This window comes from Actinoalloteichus sp. AHMU CJ021 (assembly GCF_002895405.1).
In the GTDB taxonomy this organism is placed as follows: Bacteria; Actinomycetota; Actinomycetes; order Mycobacteriales; family Pseudonocardiaceae; genus Actinoalloteichus_B; species Actinoalloteichus_B caeruleus.
The window spans coordinates 3,295,838-3,316,534 of sequence record NZ_CP025990.1; the positions used below are offsets into that span (position 1 = coordinate 3,295,838).

Consider the following 20,697-nt stretch of genomic DNA (forward strand, 5'->3'; position numbering starts at 1 on the left):
GCCGACGGTTACCGTGGGCCGCTATGGACGTCTTCGTCGTCGAGCACCCCCTCGCGAGAGCCCGACTCACCACGATGCGGGACGCGCGCACCGACAGTGCCGCCTTCCGCTCAGCCCTGCACGAGCTCACCCTCATGCTGGTGTACGAGGCAACCAGGGAAGCACAGGTCAGGACCGAGAAGGTGCACACCCCGGTGGCGATGGCCACCGGCTACCGGCTGGCCAACCCGCCGCTGCTGGTCCCGGTGCTCCGCGCCGGCCTGGGCATGGCGGACCAGGCGCACCTGCTGATCCCCGAGGCGCAGATGGGATTCGTGGGGTTGGCCCGCAACGAGGAAACCCTGCGGCCCACGCCCTACCTGGAGTCGCTGCCGGAGAGCCTGGAGGGACGGGCCGTGCTGGTCCTGGACCCCATGCTGGCCACCGGGGGTTCGATGGAACACACCATCCGGTTGCTGGCCGACCGGGGAGCGACGGACATCACGGCGGTCTGCGCCTTGGCCGCGCCGGAGGGCGTGGAACACCTCAGGAGGAGCGGCCTGCCGCTCCGCGTCGTCACCGCCAGCATCGACCAGCGCCTGAACGACTCCGGGTACATCGTGCCCGGTCTCGGCGACGCGGGTGACCGGCAGTACGGCCCGGCCTGACGCGCCGCTCGTCGCGGGGCGCCGGCCCGGGCCACCCAGGCCCGCGGCTCGCCGGGCACAGGGGGCTACGGGGCGCCCGCCACCTCCCGCCACGGTGGGGGAGGGCGCCCCGGTGCCGGCGCCCGGTCAGCGGAGCCAGCCTCGGGCGTTCGCGCGAAGCGCCCGCTCGTAGCTCGCCTCCACGTCCAGGTAGGGCGGGACCCGGTGACCGAGCTCCAGCGACACCAGTCCGTGGACCTGCCCCCAGCAGCCCATGACGATGGTCTCCGGTGGGGCCTCCGCCAGCACGCCCCGCTCCAGCCCCCTGCGAACCGCCTCGAACAGCGGGCGCAACGCGCGTCGGCCGCGCTCGCGGGAGTCCTCGCCCAGCGGGCTGGGGGCCGTGCCCTGGCTGAACATGACCCCGTAGAGGTGCGGGTCCGCCAGTGCGCTGCGGCGGTAGGCGAGCCCCAGCTGGATCAGGTCCTCCACCGGGTCGTCGGTGCTCGGCACCTCGGCGAGCCAGACGGCGAAGCGGTCGAACGCCTCACCCAGCAGGGCCTGCACGAGTTCGGGCTTGCCACCGAAGAGGGAGTACACCGCCGTCGTCGACGTTCCGACGTCGTTGGCGAGGCGGCGCAGGCTCAGGCCCTCGGGGCCGTGCGCCGAGAGTAGTTCCCCGGCGCGGTCGAGCAGCCGGATCCGTAAGGCGTCGTCGTGAGTCCGTGGTCGCGGCACGGCGACAGGCTACGACAGGATCCCGAGGTCGGCGCGCCACGGTCCGTCTACCTGCGACGGTGCGCGGCGGAGGTGACCGTCCGTCCACTGTGGGACGCGGCCCGACCTGTTCCCGGTCGGGCCGCGTCGGCTCAGCCGGACTTCCCGGTCCCCTCCTCGCGGGCCAGCCGCTCGCCGAGCTCGTCGACGACCAGGCTCTCCTTCCTCATCGCTCCCGTCCGGTAGGCGACCCGGCCCACCATCTGCGAGATGACGGGAGCGGTGATCATCTGGAACATCGCGACCATGATCAGGCCGGACCCGTACAGGAAGTCCAGCTGGATCGCGGTGCCCACCAGCAGCATGATCAGGCCCAGTGTCTGCGGCTTCGTCGCCGCCTGGAGCCGCGCCGTGACGTCGGGGAACCAGAGGACACCGAGCGCGCCCAGCAGGCAGAAGACCGCACCGCCGATCAGGAGGACGGCGGAGATCACGTCACCCACGCTCATCGGTGCGTCCCCTTCTTCTCGACCAGTCGGACGGCGGCCATCGATCCGATGAACCCGAGCAGTGCCACGGCGGCCAGCAGGGCGATGTTGGAGCCGTCCTGTTGGATCGCCATGCCCACGGCGGTTCCGCCGACGATGAGCACGACCAGGACGTCGACGGCGAGGATCCGGTCGAGGGTCGTCGGGCCTCGGACCAGCCTGATGACGATGACCAGGCCCGCGGCGCACAGCAGCGCCAGGGTGATGGCGAAGACGATCTGCATCAGCGGTCCTCCTCTGGCGGCGTCGGCCGGGCCCCGGCCGACGGTGGGGCCGACGGCGGCGCCGGCTGGTCGGCCTCGGTCGGGCCGAGGTGGTCCAGCGCCCGGACGTCCTCGTCGGAGCCGATGGCCCGGACGACCCAGGACTGCATCTCCAGCACCTCACGGCGGATCTTCGCGGCGTCCTCCTCGCCCTGCATCCCCAGGGCGTAGACGTAGAAGACCCGCTGCTCGCGGTCGATCTGGAGGACGAACTTCCCCGGCCCCAGCGAGACCAGGTTGGCGGCGGTGGCCACCACGTGGTCGGTGTCGGCCGGCACCGGCACGGCCACGATCCCGGCCTTCGTCCTGGGGCCGTAGCTGATCGATTCCCAGGCCACCTGGAACGCCGAGGTGAACAGGTCAGCCAACAGCCACCACAGCAGCTGGAGCACCCGCAGCGGTCGTAGGCGGCCCCGGCGCGTGATGGGGGGCATCGGGAACACCAGGACCACCACCGAGGCGACGATCACGCCCCCGAGCACCGTGGCCACGTCCAGGGTGCCCCACAGCATCAGCCAGACCAGCGTCAGCCACACCACCAGCGGCGCCCGCCGCCAGGCGTGCCGACGGGTCGCGAGCAGGGCAGTCATCTTGCTCATTCCGCCTCCTCACCGAGCACCGCGGTGCGATAGGGGCCGCCGTCGAGCAGGTCGGTCGCCGCACGCGTGCTGATCTCCGACAGCGGTCCCGCGAACACGGCGATCAGCACACCGAAGACCACCAGCGCGGACGTGGCCGAGACCATCGTGCGGGAGGTCGAACCGGTGCCGATGATCAGCTCGTCGGTGGGATCCGGATCGGGGTGGGGCGGCTTCGACTTGCCCCAGAACGCGAAGACCCACACCTTGGCCATCGCGTACAGCGTCAGGAAGCTGGTCAGCACCGCCGCGCCGGTGGCCACGTAGGCCATCGTGGTGCCGACCTCGGCCCCCGCCTCCAGCAGCGCCAACTTCGCGACGAAACCGGAGAACGGCGGGATCCCGGCCAGGTTCAGCGCCGGGATCGCGAACAGGAGGGCGATCGCCGGGTACAGCTTGGCCAGGCCGCCCATCCCCCGGAGCGCGACCGTCCCGGTGTGCCGGGTCAGCAGACCGCTCACCAGGAACAGCGTCGCCTGCACCGTGATGTGGTGCACCACGTAGAGGATCGCGCCAGCCAGGCCGGTCACGTCGTACAACGCCAGGCCGAACAGCATGTACCCGATGTGGCTGACCAGCAGGAAGGACAACAGCCGGTTCAGGTCGTTCTGCGCGATGGCTCCCAGGGCACCGATGATCATGGTGATGACCGAGAACCAGAGCAGCAGGGTCCAGCTCTCCCCGTGGTCGAAGACCAGGGTCTGGGTCCGGATCAGCGCGTAGACGCCGACCTTGGTCAGCAGGCCGGCGAACACGGCGGTCACCGGGGCCGGGGCGGTCGGGTAGCTGTCGGGCAGCCAGAAGTGCAGCGGCACCATCGCGGACTTGATGCCGAAGACCACGATCATCATCAGCGCCATCGCGGACTGCACGCCCACCGGCAACGCCTCGACCTTGCCGGAGAGGTCGGCGAGGTTCACGGTGCCCGTCGCCGCGTACACCAGCGCGATCATCGTGATGAACAGCAGCGAGGACGTCAGGCTGACGATCGTGTACGTCATCCCGGCCCGCACCCGGGTCGCCGTCGTCCGGCGGGTGATCAGGACGTAGGACGCGCCCAGCATGATCTCGAAGGCGACGAAGAGGTTGAACAGGTCGCCCGTGAGGTAGGCCATCGAAACGCCAGCGCCCAGCACCAGGTACATCGGGTGGAAGGCGGTGCTGGAGGTGCTGCGGCCGTAGTCGGTGATGCGCTGGCCGATCGAGTAGACGAGGACCGCGAGCATCACCACCATCGAGATGAGCATCAGCAGCGCGGACAACCGGTCCGCGACCAGGGTGATGCCGACCGGAGCGTCCCAACCCCCGAGCTGGAGCACCACGGGGCCCGACTTGTCCGCCTCGGCGAGCAGGACCACCGCCAGCACGGCGTTCGCCGTGAACACCACCACGCCCAGCAGCCGCTGGAGCGTCGCGAACCGGCCGAGCACCAGCGAGAGCCCGGCGGCCAGCAGCGGCAGAAGGATCGGCAGCGCGACCAACATCGTCACCGCGTGGCCTCCTTGTCGTTGTCGGTGCCGAACTCGAACTTCCGGTCGGCTCCCGGCTCGTCTGGTTCCTCCCGCTCGTCGATGCGCTGCTGCTGCCGGCGGATGCGCCGGTCCTCGACGTCGTCACGCACCTCGTCGTGCCCGAGGAGCACGGAGGACCGGTAGGCGAGCGCGAGCAGGAAGGTGGTCAGGGCGAAGGTGATGACGATCGCCGTCAGCGCCATCGCCTGGGGCAGGGGGTCCGTCATCTCCTCCGCCGGTGACACGCCCACGATCGGGGAGCGTCCGGGAGGGCCACCGGCGAGCTGGAGGAACATGTTGGCGGCGTGCCCGACGATGACGATGCCGATGATGATGCGCATCAGGGAGCGCTGGAGCAGCAGGTAGAAGCCGACCGCGTAGAGCCCGCCGATGGTCAGCGCCATCGTCAGGTTGACGGTGACGTTCACGGTGTTCATCCGGAGGGCCTCCTCCTCGGTCGTGGCGACTGTTCCTCGATGCCCGCGCCGAGCGTGCGGAGCAGGTCGCACACCACGCCAACGATCAGCAGGTAGACCCCCATGTCGAGGAAGAGGCTGCTCACGACGTGCACGTCGCCGAGCACCGGCAGCGTCATGCTCACGTAGGCGCTGGTCAGCGGCGCCTCACCCCAGAAGATCGGAGCGAGGCCGGTCAGGACGGCCAGGCTGAGCCCGGCGCCGATGATGACCGGCGGGCGCAGCCCGACCGCCGCGCGCACCTCCATCGGCCCGCCGGCCAGGTAGCGGACGACGAAGGCCTGCCCGGCGACCAGGCCACCGGAGAACCCGCCCCCGGACCGGTTGTGGCCCGCGAACAGCAGGTACAGCGACAACACCAGCACCGTGGGGAAGATGATGCGGGCGGCGACCTCCAGCAGGAGCGACCGTTCCCGGCCGTCCCGGTGGCTTCCGACCAACAGCCAGTGCTCCTGCGGGGTGTCCCACTCCTCCCACAGGCTGGTCCGGCGCTTCTTCTCACCGGAGGGCTGGGAACGCGGCGGTCCCTCGCTCACTTGCGCACCTCCCTGGACTTGCGCGGTCCCTCCGTCTCCTCGGCCGCCGAGGGGCGGCGCGCCCTCCTGGTGGCGAGGATCAGGCTGGCGACGCCGGTGGCGGCGACCGCGAGGACGGAGATCTCGCCGACGGTGTCGAAGGCGCGGAAGTCGACGAGGATCGCGTTGACGACGTTGTTGGCGTGCGCCCCCTCGGGAGCGGCCTCGACGAAGCCCTCACTGGCCTCGGGTGGCGCCTGCCTCGCCCCGCTGAACACGAGGGCGGACACCGCCACCAGGGCACCGGCCGCGACCGAGACCGCCACCTTGGGCCAGCGCGGGGAACGGGTGGATTCGACCTGGGTGAACCGGCTGGGCAGGCGGCGCAGCACGAACACGAACGCCACGAGGGTCAGCGTCTCCACCAGGAACTGGGCCAGCGCCAGGTCGGGGCCACCGTCGAGGACGAAGAACGCGCCGATGCCGTATCCGACCACGCCGGTCAGGATCACGGCCGTCATCCGGCGTTTCGCCATCGTCACGGCGATCGCGGCGGTGAGCACCAGGATGGCCACCGGGACCTGGACCGCCGAGTCCCACAGCCGGAGCTCCTCCGGCATCGAACCACCGGTGAGGACCGCGCTGCCGGGCACCAGCACGAAGGTCAGCAGGATGATGGCCAGGTAGGTCGGGAGGGAACCGGCCTGGAACCGGCCGGTCACCGCGTACGACACCGTGTCCAGCCCGGCGACGGTGCGTTCGTAGCCGGGCTGTGCCTGGAGGAAGTCCGGCAGCCACCCCCCGAGGCGAACCACCCGGTCCCTGGCCAGGTGCAACCCGACACCGGAGGCCACGACCACCGCGGAGAGCAGCAGCGGGAGCGAGAACCCGTGCCACAGCGCCAGGTAGTAGGGGTGGTCCCCGGCCGGGTAGGGCTTGGCGTAGGTGGTGGCGAGCGCGTTGAACAGCGAGGCGACCACCCCGAGGAGCAGGGTCAGCGCCGCGGGCACGGCCGCCGGCACCATCAGGCCGAGCGAGGGCTTGGGGGCCGAGGAGTCCTCGACACCCGGCTTGGTGCCGAACGCCCCCCACAGGAACCGGAAGCTGTAGGCGGCGGTGAGGGCGGACCCGAGCACGAGACCGACCAGGACCACGAGGTCACCGGTGGTACCCGACTCCAGGAACCCCTCGAACGCCGCCTCCTTGCCGAGGAACCCGAACAGCGGGGGGATGCCAGCCATGGACAGCGCGCCGATGGCGCCGATCACGGTGAGCACCGGGAAGCGCCGTCGGATCCCGGAGAGCTCGTCGATGTTCCTGGTGCCCGCCTGGTGGTCGATGATGCCGACGACGAGGAACAGCGTCGACTTGAACAGGCCGTGCGCGATCAGCATCGTCGCCCCGGCCATCGCGACCGTGTGCGAGCCGGCGCCCATCAACACCATCAGGAACCCGAGCTGGCTGACGGTGCCGTAGGCGAGCAGGGTCTTGAGGTCACGTTCGAACAGCGCCCGGTAGCCGCCGATGAGCATCGTCCAGATCCCGAGCGTCGCGATCAACGGCCACCAGGGCGTGTGGTCGGAGAACGCGGGGGAGAGCCTGGCGACCAGGTAGACGCCGGCCTTGACCATCGACGCGGCGTGCAGGTACGCGCTGACCGGGGTGGGCGCGACCATCGCGCCCGGCAGCCAGGTGTGGAACGGGACCTGGGCGGACTTGGTGAACGCCCCCAGGAGGATGAGCACCAGCGCGGTGCTGGTGAGAGCGCCGGCGGCCGGCGGGCTGGCCACGATCTCGGAGATCCGGTACGTCCCGGCCTGCTCGCCGAGCAGGACGAAGCCCAGCAACATCGACAGCCCACCGAGTACGGTGACGAGCAGGGCCTGGATGGAGGACCGCCGCTGCTGTTTGGTGTTGCCGTCCTGCCCGACCAGGAGGAACGAGCAGACCGTGGTCAGTTCCCAGAAGATGTAGAGGGTGAACAGGTCGTCGGCGAGGACGAGGCCCAGCATCGCCCCGGCGAAGGCGACGAGCAGCGCGGACGTCCGGGAGTTGCTCTGGGCGTCCGGCTTGAAGTAGTAGACGCAATAGCAGAGGATCAGGACTCCGACCCCGGAGACCAGGAAGATCATCAACAGGGAGAGGATGTCGAGTCGCAGCGTGAACGTCAGCCCGAGAACGGGCGCCCACGCCACCGACTCGTCAACGGTCCCGCCGGCCAGCACCTCGGTGAGGCTGGTCAGCGCCCAGCCGAGCGAGACGGCCGGCAGGATGGCGCCCACCGCGAACGCCCAGCGCCCAAGCCACCTGCTGACGGTCGGGAGCAGGGCCGCCAACACCAGGTGGGCGGTCACCAGGAGCAGCATCGGGACCTCCCCGACCTCGGGACGACCGCCGGCTTGCGTTCGCTCATAAGCTCCTCCGGGACGCGGGGCTGACCTTGCCACGACCCGCGCCAGCGGCGGGCGGCCCTCCATCCGGGCCGCTCGCCGAACGCGCAAGACGGGAAAATCGTACGGACGGACTCACGTGCGCCTCACAACTCCTCCGCTGCCGCGTGGCGCCCGCGCCCGCTGTCCGCGATTGGTACAGCGGGTGTCCTTCCTGGTGTGGTGCTCAGCTCCCTAGGTCGACGTTCTCGGTGGTGCCTGCCGGACAACCGCCCCGACTGATCGCCCGTTCCGGGCGAAACCGGTTGCTACCAGTGGCAAGCCGCCGGAACAACCGTACCGGTTCTCCGGGGTGCTTCCCGCGATCCTCGGGGGTGCGTACCGGGCGCACGCCCTCGCCGCGCCGCCCGTGGTCGACCGCGTGGCACCAGGGGCGGACGGTGGGCCGGGGGGTAGATCGGCAGTGGTACGCCGCCGCGTCTTCTCCCTGCTTACCCCGTACTTAGCGGACATTTCACACCGTCGTGGGCGGGGGGCCGCCCGGCGGCCGGACCGGGCCGGGTGGCCCCCGGATGGCGTGGGGATCAGAAGACGTCCGACGGGGTGTACCGTCCCCACACCTCCCGGAGACAGTGACAGACCTCACCCACGGTCGCCCTGGCGGCGAGGGCCTTCCTCATCGGCGGCAGCACGTTCTCCCGGCCGCTGGCCGCCTCCCGGAGCTCCGCCAACGCCACGCGCACCGCCTCGCCGTCACGCTCCGCACGCAGCTCCGCGAGCCGTCGGGACTGCGTCCGCTCGATGTCCGGATCCACCCGCAGCGGCTCGTAGGGCTCCTCGGTGTCCACCGTGTACCGGTTCAGGCCGACGACGACGCGGTCGCCGGAGTCGATGTCCAGCGCGTTCTGGTAGGCCGTCCGCTCGATCTCGCCCTTCTGGAAGCCCTGCTCGATGGCGGCCACCGCCCCGCCCCGGTCCTCGACCTTGCCCATCAGCTCCACCACCGCGCGCTCCACCTCGTCGGTCATCGCCTCGACGGCGTACGAACCGGCGAAGGGGTCGACGGTGGAGGTCAGGTCCGTCTCGTTGGCCAGTACCTGCTGGGTGCGCAACGCCAGCCGGGCGGCCTTCTCGGTGGGCAGCGCGATGGCCTCGTCGTAGGAGTTGGTGTGCAGGGACTGGGTGCCGCCGAGCACGGCGGCGATCGCCTGGACCGTGACCCGCACCATGTTGACCTCGGGCTGCTGCGCGGTCAGCTGCACGCCGGCGGTCTGCGTGTGGAACCGCAGCGTCCAGGACTTGGGGTTCGTCGCCCCGAACTCCTCCCGCATCAGGCGGGCCCAGATCCGCCGTGCCGCCCGGAACTTCGCCACCTCCTCCAACAGGCTGGTCCTGGAGACGAAGAAGAAGGCCAGTCGGGGGGCGAAGTCGTCCACCCGCAGCCCGGCGTCGATGGCCGCCCGCACGTACTCCACGCCGTTCGCCAGGGTGAACGCGATCTCCTGCGCGGGAGTGGCCCCGGCCTCGGCCATGTGGTAGCCCGAGATCGAGATGGTGTTCCACCGGGGGAGCTCGGTACGGCAGTACGCGAAGATGTCGGTGATCAGCCGGAGCGAGTGGGCCGGCGGGTAGATGTAGGTCCCCCGGGCGATGTACTCCTTGAGCACGTCGTTCTGGATGGTGCCGGTGAGGGTGGCGGGGTCGACGCCCTGCTCCTCGGCGACCAGTTGGTAGAGCAGCAGCAGCACGGCGGCCGGCGCGTTGATGGTCATCGACGTGGAGACCTCGCCGAGCGGGATGCCCGCGAAGAGACGCCGCATGTCCTCGATGGAGTCGATCGCGACGCCCACCTTGCCGACCTCGCCGTGGGCGACCGGCTCGTCCGAGTCGTAACCCATCTGGGTGGGCAGGTCGAACGCCACCGAGAGACCGGTGGTGCCCGCCCTGATCAACTGGTGGTAGCGGGCGTTCGACTCGGTGGCGGTCCCGAATCCCGCGTACTGCCGCATCGTCCACGGCCGCCGCGTGTACATGGTCGGGTACACGCCCCGGGTGAAGGGGTAACCGCCCGGCTCGCCGACCCTGTCGGCCAGTCCGTCCCGGACGTCGGCCGGCCCGTAGACCGGTTTCACCTCGAACCCGGACTCGGCTCGTTTCTCGGCGGACATCGGACGCCTCCTCGTGGTGGGTGTGCTCTGGCGGGGCGGGACGGGCGGTACCGAGGCGGCGAGGGTAACGCCGCCTCCCGGTCCGGCGGCCCGGTCGGGGGCCGGCCCGGAGGACCACCGGGGTGACCAGCGTTCCTGGGTGGGCGTGGCGGGGTCGGACGGCCGTCGGCCGGTGGCGGGCGGACGGGGCCCAGCTGGCGGGCGGCACGAGGTGGTCATCGCGACCACCTCCCGATCTTGTCTCCACCGCGACGCCGCCAGCACAATGACGGCGGGCGACGCGTCCACCCCTGCGCCCTGGTCCGGGATCACCCCGCTCGGACCATCGATCCAAGAACAGGCTCGTACCGTCGTCTGTATCGCACAGTGCACAGTCGAGTACAACGCATGGAGAATGTGTCCGTGGCCACCACAGACTCGGAAGATCCCGCAACTCCTCGTGTGATCGCCGGCCGATACCGGCTCCGCCGGGTGTCGGGGAAGGGCGCCACCGGCATCGTCTGGGTCGCCTACGACGAGTTCCTGCGCAGACAGGTCGCGCTGAAGGAGGTGCTGCTGCCCCAGGGCGTGCCAGCTCCCGAAGCCGACGCCATGCGGGAACGCACGATGCGGGAGGCACGGGCCAACGCCGTGCTCTCGCACCCGAACGTGGTGACCCTCTACGACGTGGTGCGGCACGAGGGCGAGCCCTTCGTCGTCATGGAGCTCGTGCTCGCGCACAGCCTCGCCGCCGTGCTGCGGCACCACGGGCCGATCAACGAACAGCAGGCGGCCGTGGTGGGAGACGCCATCGCGGCGGCCTTGGAGGCCGCGCACCGGGCCGGCATCACACACCGGGACGTCAAACCCGGGAACGTGCTGGTCAACCAGGACGGGTGGACCAAGCTCACCGACTTCGGCATCGCGCGCAACGTCACGGAGAGCACCCTCACCGCCACCGGCCTGCTGTTGGGAACGCCTTCCTACATCGCACCCGAGGTCGCCACGGGGCGCGGGGTCAGCCCGGCCGCCGACCTGTGGGGGCTGGGAGCGACGCTGTACGCGGCGATGGAGGGGCGACCACCCTACGACGCCGGCGGCGACCCGCTGGCCACGGTCACCGAAGTGGTGCACGGCCCGGTTCCCCAGGCGAGCCGGGGAGGCACCATCGCCGAGATCATCAGCGGTCTGATGGTCAAGGCGCCGGCCAAGAGGATGCCGTTGGCCGAGGTGCGCCGGCGGCTCGCCCCGTTGCTCCCCAAGTCCGGGGTGAACGTGTTCGAGGACGTCCACATGCCCGATCCCGGCGCGGCCGAGCCGCCGTCGACGGGAACCCGGGGCGCCGGGGGGACCCGGTCGGGCACCCGGGGAGCCGGCGGAACACGGTCCGGCACGCGTGGTGGCGCGGGCACCCGCGCGCAGGCGTCGCGGCGCCCACCGACGGCGACGGGCGCGGCCAGCCTGAACCCCCCGACCGCGGGGGCGACGGGCGGCTGGTCCCCCGGCGGTCGACGCCCCGGCGGACGCCGTCCCACCGCGCAGTCCACCGGCACGCTCGGAGCCCACACCGGGGCCCTGGGCGGACTCGGAGCCGACGACGATTCCTCGCCGATCCGGGCGATCGACGACTCGGCGCCGTTGGCCGCCGATCCAGGTCCGCTCCCCTTCCCCGTTCGGGACACCGGCACCCAGCCGGCGGTCGAGGAGACGTCCCCGCCCGCGCCGTTGGCCGCCGACCCAGGTCCGCTGCCCTTCGCGCCGCCCCCCTCCTCCGGTGGGCCGGGCGCGACCTCCGACGACCGGGGCGGTCGACCGCCGGCTCCGTCCGACACGGCGGGCTCCCGACCGGGACGCCGGACGGGCGCTCCCCGCATCGGCAGGGGCGGGATGATGCTCGCGGTCCCGCTGTTCCTCGTCGCGGCGCTCGTGGGCTTCGCGCTCGTCAGGACCGTCGCGGGCGAGTCCGTGCTGCCGACCGAGGTCGCCGGGGCGCCCGCGCCGGGGCAGGGGGTCGGCAGCCCGACGCTCGACCTCGCCTCGGACCGCGCCGTGGGCGCGGACACCGAACCCACTGAGGGACGCTTCGAGCTGATGCTCCCCGAGGGGTGGGGCCGGTTCCAGGAGCAGCGGCAGTACCCGGAGCTGCCCGACAGCTCCATCACCCGGTACGTCTCCGAGGACGGTTCGAGCACGGTCGCGGTGGAGTGGTTCGCCGACTACTTCCAGGAACACAGCGTTGACGACTACGTGAGCCGCCTGCCGGAGCTGACGGCGGGCAGCGGCGGGCAGTTCGTCCCGGGTCTCGACGTCCCCGCCGAGACCGACCGGGAACAAGCTGGGCCCGAACCCGCCCGCGAACTCACCTACCGGCTCGTCGACTCCGGCCTGCTGCGGGAGTCGGCGGGGGCGGAGCAGCGGCGGACGGTCTACGTGCGGCTGCTGCCCAGGGACGACGACCTGTGGTTGGTCTCGGTCTCGGTGGACACCCGGTCGGAGACGGTCGGTCGCACCGAGCTGTTCAACCAGATCGCCCCGAGTTTCACCACCCTCGCCTGAGCCGGGGAACCCGGTGGCCCCGGACTCGGGGTCGGAGGCCTTAAGCTTCGCCCTGTGACGGCGAGTGACGCAGGCACCGCGACGGTGCGGACCGACGAGTCAGCGGCGACGGGCGGAACCGCCCCGGCCGACCAGGCCAGCCCCGAGGCAGCGGCCAGGCGGGCGGCGGCCGAGCTGGCGGCCAGGACCGGGGTGGAGGAACACCAGGTGGCCGTGGTCCTCGGCTCCGGCTGGCGCCCGGCGGCCGAGGAACTGGGCGACCCGGTCGCCGAGGTGCCGATGGCGGAGCTGCCCGGTTTCGTGCCGCCGGCCGTCGCCGGCCACGGTGGCTCGATCCGTTCGGTGCGCCTCGGTGACTCCCGGGTGCTCGTGCTGCTCGGCCGTACGCACCTCTACGAGGGTCGGGGTGTCGCGCCGGTCGTCCACGGGGTGCGCACCGCCGTGGCGGCGGGCGCCCGCACGGTCGTCCTCACCAACGCGGCCGGTGGCCTGCGCGGTGACCTCGACGTCGGCCAGGCCGTGCTGATCCGGGACCACCTCAACCTGACCGCGCTCTCCCCCCTGGTGGGGCCCCAGTTCGTGGACCTCACCGACCTGTACACCGCTCGGTTGCGCGCGCTGGCCGCCGAGCTCGACCCGACGCTCACGGAGGGCGTGTACGCCCAGCTCCCCGGGCCCCACTACGAGACGCCGGCCGAGATCGGGATGCTCCGCACGCTGGGCGCCGACCTGGTGGGCATGTCGACGGCCCTGGAGGCCATCGCGGCCAGGGCGGCCGGGGCCGAGGTGCTGGGCCTGTCGCTGGTGACGAACCTGGCGGCCGGCACCACCGGCGAGCCCCTGAACCACGAGGAGGTCGTGGCGGAGGGACGCGCCGCCGCCACCAGGCTCGGTGGTCTGCTCGCCCGTCTGGTGGGCCGGTTGTGAGCGGCCTCGACCCGGCGCTGCGCACGGCTGCCATGCGGTGGGCGGCCGAGGACGTGGACGAGGACGACCGCGTCGAGCTGCAACGCGTGCTCGCCTCGGCGATGGCCGGCGACGAGTCGGCGAAGGCGGAGCTGGCCGACCGGCTGGCCGGTCCGCTGACCTTCGGCACCGCCGGGCTGCGCGGCCCGCTGCGCGCTGGTCCCAACGGCATGAACCGGTCCGTCGTCATCCGGGCCACGGCCGGCGTCGCCGCCTGGCTGACCGCCCACGGCCATGCCGGTGGGGTGGTCGTCGTCGGGCGGGACGCCAGGCACGGGTCCGAGCGGTTCGCGACCGACGCGGCGGGGGTGCTGGCCGCGGCGGGTTTCGACACCCGGCTGCTGCCCGGCCCGCTGCCCACCCCGTTGCTCGCCGGCGCGGTCCGCCGGTTGGGCGCGGTCGCGGGGATCCAGATCACGGCCTCGCACAACCCGCCCGCCGACAACGGGTACAAGCTGTACGACGGCGAGGGCACCCAGATCGTGCCCCCGGCCGACTCCGAGGTGGAGGCCGCCATCGAACGGGTCGGGCCCGCCTTCACGGTGCCCCTGTCGCAGGGCTGGCGGGTGGAGGACCGCGACCTCCTCGGCGAGTACCTCGCGCACGTCGGGACGCTGCCGAGGGGAAGCGCCCGGGACCTGCGGATCGCGGCCACCCCGATGCACGGCGTGGGCGGCGAACCGCTGGTGCGCGCGCTGGCCGCCGCCGGTTTCCACGACGTCCACCTCGTCCCCGAACAGGCGGAACCCGACCCCGACTTCTCGACGGTGGCCTTCCCCAACCCCGAGGAGCCCGGGGCCACCGACCTGCTGCTGGCCCTCGCGGAGCGGGTCGAGGCCGACCTGGCGATCGCCCTGGACCCCGATGCCGACCGCTGCGCGGTGGGTACCCGTGAACCCGGCGGCGGTTGGCGGATGCTGCGCGGGGACGAGACCGGTGTCCTGCTCGCCGAGCACGTGCTGGCCGCGCTGGACCGCGCCGCGCACCCCGATCCGCTGGTGGCGACGACGATCGTGTCCTCGTCGATGCTGGCCTCGGTCGCCGCCGCCCACGACGCCCGGTACGACGAGACGCTCACGGGTTTCAAGTGGCTGGTGCGGGCGGGGGACGGCAGGGGGACCGGTCTGGTCTTCGCCTACGAGGAGGCCCTGGGGCTGTCGGTCGATCCCGAGGTGGTTCGGGACAAGGACGGCCTGTCCGCCGCGGTGCTCGCGGCGGACCTGGCGGCCACGAGGAAGGCCGAGGGCAGTGACCTCCTGGCCGCGTTGGACGAGCTCGCCGCGCGGCACGGCGTGCACCTGACCGACCAGGTGTCGATCCGGGTGACCGACCAGGCGGAACGGGCGAGGCTGGTGGCGGGGGTGCGCGGGCGCCCGCCGGCGGAGTTGGCCGGAGTGCCGGTGTCCCTGGCGGAACCGAGGGCGGCCGACATCGTCGAACTCCGCGCCCAGTCCCTCCGCGTCGTGATCCGGCCCTCGGGGACCGAACCGAAGCTGAAGGCGTACCTCCAGGTGGTGGAGCCGGTCGCGGACGCGGCCCCGGACGGCGGCGCCGACAGGTCCGACCGCGTGGCGGCGGCGCGGGAACGCGCCGAGGCCCGACTCACCGAGCTCCGCGACCAGGTCGCGGAACTGCTGCGCTGAACCGGAACCGGCTCCGTCCCGCTCCCGATCGGGACGGAGCCGGCCTCGCGTCAGGGGCGTGGACCTCTCCCGAGGACGCCCGGGCACCCGGCGGAGGGCCGGTCGCCGTTCTCCCGGTTCCCTCGGTTCTCCCGCCGTGCGGAATTGCCCGCCCCGGGGCCGCCGCCGAGTCGCGGAACCGTTCGAGGTGGGGAACGCGAGGCGCTCCCTTTTCGCTACCGGCGGAGCTGGCGAGGGTTTTCGACCGGCGGCGCGGTAGTCGGGGAACCCGCCACGACCCCGTCGCCCCCGCTGCTCCCAGTTCGCATCCTCCCAGTTCAGCGCCCGGAAATGTCGGTCGTTGCCGGTATTCTCGGTGGTGACGGTGAAAGCCCCGGGGAAACGGTGGAAACCACTTCGCGGGGTTCCGGCGGGAATCGGCAGGGGAGTTCGGACATGCCTGAGAACAGCGGTCTGGAATCAGCCAACGACACCAATCCCTTCGACTCGGTCCGGCGCGTGGACGACACCGGTGAGTGGTGGTCCGCCCGCGATCTCATGCCACTGCTCGGCTACTCGGACTGGCGGCACTTCGGCGAGACCCTGGCGCGGGCCAAGCGGTCGGCCGCCAACACCCGGGTGAACGTGGGCACGTTATTCGTGGCGGCGGGCGGTGCCGCCGCCACGGGTGGGGAACCGTCGGACGACCACCGCCTCACCAGGTACGCCTGCTACCTCGTCGCGATGAACGGCGACCCGGCGAAGCCGGAGGTGGCGGCGGCCCAGCGCTACTTCGCCGTCCGCGCCAGGGAAGCCGAGATCGTGCTGCCCTCGCCGAGGATGCCGGAGGACTACCCGTCGGCGTTGCGGGCGTTGGCGGACCAGTTCGAGGAGGCCGAGCGCACCCGCAGGGAGCTGGCGGTCGCCGCTCCGAAGGCCGAGGCCTACGACGCCCTGTTGGAGACCGACGGCACCTACCTGGTGGGCAACGTGGCCAAGATGCTCGGAGTCCCCGGGATGGGCCAGAACAAGCTCTTCGAGTTCCTGCGCGCCGAGCACGTGCTGATGTCGGCCGAGCACCGCCGCAACGAGCCCTACCAGGAGCACGCGCACCACTTCCGGGTGGTGCCGAGCGTGTTCGACACACCGGACGGGCGTCGTGGCGGGTTCACCACCAGGGTGCGGCCCTCCGGGATCGAGTTCATCCGGTCCCTCCTGGCCAGGCGGGGGTACCAGGTGCGGGCCGAGCTGGCCCCGGTCCGCGAGTCCGACACCGGCTGACCCAGTCCTCCCCGGGTGCCGGTGGAGGACCACCGGCCGTCGGCGCCCGGGGAGCCGCCGAGCTGGTGGAACGCGTCCGGAGCTACGAACGAGCGGCGGCCGAGCAGGTCGCGAGACCGCGGGTGCAGCTGTCCCGGGCTGAGGAGTTCGCCGCCACGCTCCGGACGCGACTGGACGCCCCGTCCGGGCCGCCGGGGTGAGGGTCGCCTGGCGGGGGCGCCCCTGGCTACTGGTGGCAACCGGGTGGGTCCACTCCGACGCGGGCGGCACGACGGAGTGGACCCGCGCTCCTCGCGATGCCACGCGGATGCGCCGCGGCGAAGGGGGCGCCCGCGCCGGCGAGGGAGCCCGGGCACCGGAGCCCCGGAGGGCCGGGAATCCGACGTTCGCCGGGAACCGGGAGCGGGCGGCGTTCGTCGGAACGGCGTGCCGGCGACGCCCGCCGACACCAGGTGCTCGCCGTGAGCGTCTCCCGTTCCGCGGTGTCGGGCTCGCTCCACCACGCGGGGGGCGGCCGACCGATGAGGGGATACAGTCCGTAAGTGACCGCGACAACCGGTGAGCAGTCGTTGAGAGTGGAGACCGTGGAGCAGTCCCGACTGCTGGCGCTGCTGCGTGACGAGGGGCCGATGTCCCGGGTCGAGCTGGGTGAACGGCTCGAACTGCCACGCGCCCGCCTGACCGCGGAGGTCAGCCGGCTGGCGGACGCGGGCATGGTCGAGTCGGGGGGACCCGCCGCGAGCCGGGGTGGCCGGCGGTCCACGCTCGTCCGACTGGCCTCCGACCTGCGCCTGCTCGCGGTGGACATCGGCGCCACCTCGGTGGGGGTGGCGGTGACCGGACCGAGGTGCGACGTGCTCGCCCACGTGGTGGAGGACTGCGACGTCCGCACGGGGCCGGTGGCTGTGCTCGAACGGGTCGCCGCGCTGGCCGATGTCGTGCTCGCCAGCAACCCCGGGCGGCTGCTGGCGTCCGGGGTGGGGCTTCCCGGCCCCGTCAGCTTCCGGGAGGGGCTGCCGGTGGCGCCCCCGATCATGCCGGGGTGGGACCGCTTCCCGGTTCGGGACCAGCTCGCGAGCCGGTGGCGCCGTCCGGTCGCGGTCGACAACGACGTGAACGCGATGGCGATGGGCGAGCGGCACGCGGGCGTCGCCCAGTCCCTCGACGAACTGATCTTCGTGAAGATCGGAACGGGTATCGGGTGCGGGATCGTCCTCGGGGGGCGCGTCTACCGGGGCGTGGCCGGGACGGCCGGCGACATCGGGCACGTCCGGATCGACGAGTACGGGCCGGCGTGCGCCTGCGGGGAGGTCGGCTGCCTGGAGGCCTACTTCGGCGGCGCCGCCCTGGCCAGGGACGCGCTGACCCTGGCCCGCAGCGGCCGGTCGACCCGGCTCGCCGAGCTCCTGGAGGAGCGGGGGAGCCTGACGGCCCAGGACGTGGGCGCCGCCGCCGGCGCGGGCGACTTCGCCGCCGTGAACCTGATCCGGGAGGGTGGCAGGCGGCTGGGGCAGGTGATCGCCTCGCTGGTCAGCTTCATCAACCCGGGCATGGTCGTCATCGGGGGAGGCGTGGCCGGCCTGGGGCACCAGCTGTTGGCCGAGGTCCGCAGTGCCGTGTACCGGCGATCGTTGCCCCTCGCGACCGGGAACCTCCCGATCGTCCTCTCCGAACTCGGGGACCAGGCCGCCGTGATCGGCGCGGCGTGGTCGGCCAGTGAGCGCGCTTTCGCCCTGACGCACTAGTCCTCCGCCGCTCACCGGTCCCCACCAGCGGGGTGTCGACCAGGCGCTCCCGGCGGCGGCCAGGTGGCGGGCGCGGCTCCAGGTGTGTTCCGAGGGCCCGACGCCCGTGCCGCCCGGCCGCTCGACGGAGCCCCCGCTCCGGTGCGGGCGGCGCTCTCCTCCCTGGCTCGGGTGACGTGGTGCCGTGCGCCGGGCAACCGGCGCCGGTAGCCCACATCCTGGTGGCATGCCTGGTGAGAACAAGACCCTCGTCTGGCCGGTGCTGGCGTACGAGGACGCGCCCGCCGGTATCCGGTTCCTGGTGAACGCCTTCGGCTTCCAGGAGAACGTCGTCTACCCGGGCGAGACCCCTGACGTGGTCCTGCACGCCGAGTTGCTGTGGCCAGAGGGTGGCGGGGTGATGCTCGGTTCGGCCAGCGTCGGGGAGGGACACGCGATCCGGCCGGGTGGTTGCGCCGTGTACCTGGTGACCAGCACCCCGGACGAGTTGTTCGACCAGGCCGTGGCTGGGGGTGCGGAGGTCGTGGTGGCTCCGGAGGACAAGGACTACGGGGCGCGAGGGTTCACCGTCCGTGATCCCGAGGGCAACGAGTGGAGCTTCGGCACCTACTCGGGGGGCTGAGCGCGCCGACGGTGCGGAGCCGGGCCGTGCGGGCTCGGCCGGCCGCGACGGGATGGTCGCTCGGTTCGGGTGAGGGCAGGGCGGCCGGTCTGCCGTGGACAGCGCCGGAACGCCGGACCGCCGCGACGTGCCGGTTCCGGCCCGTCCCCTGCCACGGCGCCCCGGCGCTGGCGTGGCGGCGGCGCACAGGAGCGCAGCCGGACGCGGCTCCCCCGACCACCACGTGTCGTCCCCGAACCGGCACCGGCCGGCGTCCGGCGGCTGGGTCGGCGAGGTCGGCGAACCTCCCAGGTTCTGACGGAGAGTGACGGCGCTCGGATGCCGGCGGCCCCACGGGCCCACCGACGGGGGACTTGGAGGGCTGCCACCACCCCGGTGACGGGTGCTCCGGAGCGGAACCCCCGGCCTCGCCCCCACCGGTGCGGTGGGCTCGGCCAGCGCCGGCCCCGGGCGGCTCGCGCCACCGTCGCGCGCCCAGTGGGTGGCGCGACCGCCTTCCCGTCCCCGGGCACGACGGTCGTCCCAGGTCAGCGCGCGGTCGGGCCCGCTGGGGACCTCAAGCGGAGCTCGGTCCCCGGCCCGGGTCGCGAGAGCTGCGAAGGATCTTGTCGAATCGCTTAAACTGAGCAGACTTTCGTGTGGAGAATGCCAAAGTTGCGGCCGAAATCTGGGCCGAACGAGTGAAAACCTGGGATTTTGGTAGCCCGAAGGGGTTGACCAGTGATGTGGAACACCTTATTTTGATGAACCACCCAACGAAGTGAGGTTGCTGTGCGGAACGGTCACGTGCCGCCGGCCGATCAGGCCGGCCTGCGCCGAGCGAACCTCGCGTTGGTCGTGCGAACCCTGCGTGAGCACGGGCAGCAGTCCCGGGCGCAGCTGTCGGCCCTCAGTGGACTGAGCAAGGCGACCGTCTCCAACCTCGTGAGCGAACTCGAGTCCCGCCGCCTGGTGCGGGCCGCCGGGCTGACCGCCGGCCGCCAGGGGCGCCCGGGCCAGCTGGTGGAGCTGTCGCCGGGGTCGGTGTGCGGCATCGGCCTCGAGATCAACCTCGAGTACCTGCGAGCCACGGTGCTCGACCTCGCGGGAACCGTCGTCACCGAGCAGCTGGTGCCCCTCCGGGTCGTGGAACTCGGCCCGCAACGGTGCCTCGACCAGCTCGCCGAACTCGCCAGGTCGATGCTCGCCACGGTCGCCGCCGTCGGCGCCTGGCCGGCCGGCATCACGGTCGCGGTTCCCGGCCTCGTGGACACCCAGGCCGGCGTGGTGCGCTTCGCCCCGAACCTGCGCTGGCGGCAGATCGCCCTCGTCGACGGGCTCGCCGCCCGCGTCGACCTCCCGCTCGAACGGTGCGCCGTGGACAACGACGCCAACCTCGCCGCCCTCGCCGAACACACCAGCGGTGCCGCCAGCGGCACCGACGACCTGCTCTGCATCGTCGGCAGCAGCGGAGTGGGAGCTGGTCTCCTCGCGGCGGGGGTGCCCGTGCGCGGGGCGTCCGGCTTCGCCGGAGAGGTCGGCCACCTCTCGCTCGACCCGCTCGGCCCGTCCTGCCCCTGCGGGAACCGGGGCTGTTGGGAGCGGCAGATCGATCTGGGCACGCTCCTCGAGGTGATGTCCAGCCCGGACGACCCGGTGCGGGACCCCAGCCTCGCGGTCTCCGACCGGTTGCGCATCATCCGGGTCCGGGCCGAGGCCGGCGACCGCCGCACGCTCGACGCGCTCCAGCAGGTCGGGGACGCCCTGGGGGTCGGTCTCGCCCTGCTGATCAACGTCCTCAACCCGGCAGCCGTCGTGCTCGGCGGCTACTTCGCCGAGCTGTACGAGTGGCTGGTCGAGCACGCCCGCATCCAGATCGCCTCCCGCGTCCTCTCGCCCGAGGCGGCCCGGGCGGCGATCCTGCCGTCCACCCTCGGGTTCACCGCCGCCATCCGAGGCGGCGCGCAGCACGCGATGCGGATGGTGATGGACAACCCCACCCTCGCCCCGGTGGTGGCGAGCGAACCGACGGAGGCACCGGCATGAGCCGAACCGACGGGCCCACGGGGCCGCGCGCCGCCGGCCAGGAGGAGGC

General features: G+C 72.4%; 17 protein-coding genes. 8 read left to right on the plus strand and 9 right to left on the minus strand.

Going from position 1 to position 20,697, the window contains the following annotated elements; translation table 11 throughout:
• Positions 1 to 23: 23 nt before the first annotated feature.
• Positions 24 to 647: a uracil phosphoribosyltransferase gene (gene upp / locus C1701_RS14220; protein ID WP_026419383.1), complete on the plus strand. Its 624-nt coding sequence runs from the start codon at positions 24 to 26 to the stop codon at positions 645 to 647.
• Positions 648 to 773: 126 nt separating this feature from the next.
• Here the strand turns inward: upp and C1701_RS14225 are convergent, their stop codons facing one another.
• The 9 genes from C1701_RS14225 to C1701_RS14265 form a co-directional block, all read right to left on the minus strand.
• Complete coding sequence (locus C1701_RS14225) at positions 774 to 1,364, minus strand: TetR/AcrR family transcriptional regulator (protein WP_016700151.1); 591 nt, start codon at positions 1,362 to 1,364, stop codon at positions 774 to 776.
• Positions 1,365 to 1,495: 131 nt separating this feature from the next.
• Positions 1,496 to 1,852 carry a monovalent cation/H(+) antiporter subunit G gene (mnhG, locus tag C1701_RS14230; protein ID WP_016700150.1) on the minus strand — a complete coding sequence of 119 codons (357 nt, stop codon included), beginning with the start codon at positions 1,850 to 1,852 and terminating at the stop codon, positions 1,496 to 1,498.
• Positions 1,849 to 2,115, minus strand: a complete 267-nt coding sequence (locus C1701_RS14235; RefSeq protein WP_016700149.1) for a monovalent cation/H+ antiporter complex subunit F — start codon at positions 2,113 to 2,115, stop codon at positions 1,849 to 1,851. The genes mnhG and C1701_RS14235 overlap by 4 nt, the downstream gene beginning before the upstream one ends.
• Complete coding sequence (locus tag C1701_RS14240; RefSeq protein ID WP_016700148.1) at positions 2,115 to 2,753, minus strand: Na+/H+ antiporter subunit E; 639 nt, start codon at positions 2,751 to 2,753, stop codon at positions 2,115 to 2,117. The genes C1701_RS14235 and C1701_RS14240 overlap by 1 nt, the downstream gene beginning before the upstream one ends.
• Positions 2,750 to 4,282 carry a Na+/H+ antiporter subunit D gene (locus C1701_RS14245; RefSeq protein ID WP_016700147.1) on the minus strand — a complete coding sequence of 511 codons (1,533 nt, stop codon included), beginning with the start codon at positions 4,280 to 4,282 and terminating at the stop codon, positions 2,750 to 2,752. Before C1701_RS14245 ends, C1701_RS14240 begins: the two co-directional genes overlap by 4 nt.
• Complete coding sequence (locus C1701_RS14250; RefSeq protein ID WP_016700146.1) at positions 4,279 to 4,740, minus strand: Na(+)/H(+) antiporter subunit C; 462 nt, start codon at positions 4,738 to 4,740, stop codon at positions 4,279 to 4,281. Before C1701_RS14250 ends, C1701_RS14245 begins: the two co-directional genes overlap by 4 nt.
• Positions 4,737 to 5,315 (minus strand): MnhB domain-containing protein, encoded by a 579-nt coding sequence (locus C1701_RS14255; protein ID WP_016700145.1) that lies wholly within the window; start codon positions 5,313 to 5,315, stop codon positions 4,737 to 4,739. The genes C1701_RS14250 and C1701_RS14255 overlap by 4 nt, the downstream gene beginning before the upstream one ends.
• On the minus strand, positions 5,312 to 7,660 hold the full coding sequence (mbhE, locus tag C1701_RS14260) for a hydrogen gas-evolving membrane-bound hydrogenase subunit E (protein ID WP_103056023.1): 2,349 nt from the start codon (positions 7,658 to 7,660) through the stop codon (positions 5,312 to 5,314). The genes C1701_RS14255 and mbhE overlap by 4 nt, the downstream gene beginning before the upstream one ends.
• A 608-nt stretch (positions 7,661 to 8,268) precedes the next feature.
• Positions 8,269 to 9,852 carry an acyl-CoA mutase large subunit family protein gene (locus C1701_RS14265; RefSeq protein WP_026419381.1) on the minus strand — a complete coding sequence of 528 codons (1,584 nt, stop codon included), beginning with the start codon at positions 9,850 to 9,852 and terminating at the stop codon, positions 8,269 to 8,271.
• Positions 9,853 to 10,239: 387 nt separating this feature from the next.
• On the opposite strand from C1701_RS14265, the gene C1701_RS27395 reads away from it, so the two are divergent.
• From C1701_RS27395 to C1701_RS14305, 7 genes are all read left to right on the plus strand, one after another.
• Positions 10,240 to 12,387 (plus strand): protein kinase domain-containing protein, encoded by a 2,148-nt coding sequence (locus C1701_RS27395; RefSeq protein ID WP_443098152.1) that lies wholly within the window; start codon positions 10,240 to 10,242, stop codon positions 12,385 to 12,387.
• 174 nt (positions 12,388 to 12,561) lie between these two features.
• The gene (locus C1701_RS14275; protein ID WP_035273963.1) at positions 12,562 to 13,314 is read left to right on the plus strand and encodes a purine-nucleoside phosphorylase; all 753 of its coding nucleotides are present in this window, start codon (positions 12,562 to 12,564) and stop codon (positions 13,312 to 13,314) included.
• 32 nt (positions 13,315 to 13,346) lie between these two features.
• Positions 13,347 to 14,996, plus strand: a complete 1,650-nt coding sequence (locus C1701_RS14280) for a phospho-sugar mutase (protein WP_051314179.1) — start codon at positions 13,347 to 13,349, stop codon at positions 14,994 to 14,996.
• Positions 14,997 to 15,431: 435 nt separating this feature from the next.
• Positions 15,432 to 16,256, plus strand: coding sequence for a phage antirepressor KilAC domain-containing protein (locus C1701_RS14285; RefSeq protein WP_337662272.1), 825 nt, complete (start codon positions 15,432 to 15,434; stop codon positions 16,254 to 16,256).
• A 629-nt stretch (positions 16,257 to 16,885) separates the two neighbouring features.
• Positions 16,886 to 18,001, plus strand: a complete 1,116-nt coding sequence (locus C1701_RS14295) for an ROK family protein (protein ID WP_245588881.1) — start codon at positions 16,886 to 16,888, stop codon at positions 17,999 to 18,001.
• Between the two features lie 226 nt (positions 18,002 to 18,227).
• On the plus strand, positions 18,228 to 18,623 hold the full coding sequence (locus C1701_RS14300; protein ID WP_103056026.1) for a VOC family protein: 396 nt from the start codon (positions 18,228 to 18,230) through the stop codon (positions 18,621 to 18,623).
• 771 nt (positions 18,624 to 19,394) lie between these two features.
• On the plus strand, positions 19,395 to 20,648 hold the full coding sequence (locus C1701_RS14305; protein ID WP_026419374.1) for an ROK family transcriptional regulator: 1,254 nt from the start codon (positions 19,395 to 19,397) through the stop codon (positions 20,646 to 20,648).
• Positions 20,649 to 20,697: the final 49 nt, after the last annotated feature.

Coding starts and splice junctions, on each gene's coding strand:
- mnhG (WP_016700150.1), bottom strand. CDS start 1,852: ATGAGCGTGGGTGACGTGATCTCCGCCGTCCTCCTGATCGGCGGTGCG.
- C1701_RS14280 (WP_051314179.1), top strand. CDS start 13,347: ATGCGGTGGGCGGCCGAGGACGTGGACGAGGACGACCGCGTCGAGCTG.
- upp (WP_026419383.1), top strand. CDS start 24: ATGGACGTCTTCGTCGTCGAGCACCCCCTCGCGAGAGCCCGACTCACC.
- C1701_RS14265 (WP_026419381.1), bottom strand. CDS start 9,852: ATGTCCGCCGAGAAACGAGCCGAGTCCGGGTTCGAGGTGAAACCGGTC.
- C1701_RS14295 (WP_245588881.1), top strand. CDS start 16,886: ATGTCCCGGGTCGAGCTGGGTGAACGGCTCGAACTGCCACGCGCCCGC.
- C1701_RS14300 (WP_103056026.1), top strand. CDS start 18,228: ATGCCTGGTGAGAACAAGACCCTCGTCTGGCCGGTGCTGGCGTACGAG.
- C1701_RS14240 (WP_016700148.1), bottom strand. CDS start 2,753: ATGAGCAAGATGACTGCCCTGCTCGCGACCCGTCGGCACGCCTGGCGG.
- C1701_RS27395 (WP_443098152.1), top strand. CDS start 10,240: ATGGAGAATGTGTCCGTGGCCACCACAGACTCGGAAGATCCCGCAACT.
- C1701_RS14250 (WP_016700146.1), bottom strand. CDS start 4,740: ATGAACACCGTGAACGTCACCGTCAACCTGACGATGGCGCTGACCATC.
- C1701_RS14285 (WP_337662272.1), top strand. CDS start 15,432: ATGCCTGAGAACAGCGGTCTGGAATCAGCCAACGACACCAATCCCTTC.
- mbhE (WP_103056023.1), bottom strand. CDS start 7,660: ATGCTGCTCCTGGTGACCGCCCACCTGGTGTTGGCGGCCCTGCTCCCG.
- C1701_RS14235 (WP_016700149.1), bottom strand. CDS start 2,115: ATGCAGATCGTCTTCGCCATCACCCTGGCGCTGCTGTGCGCCGCGGGC.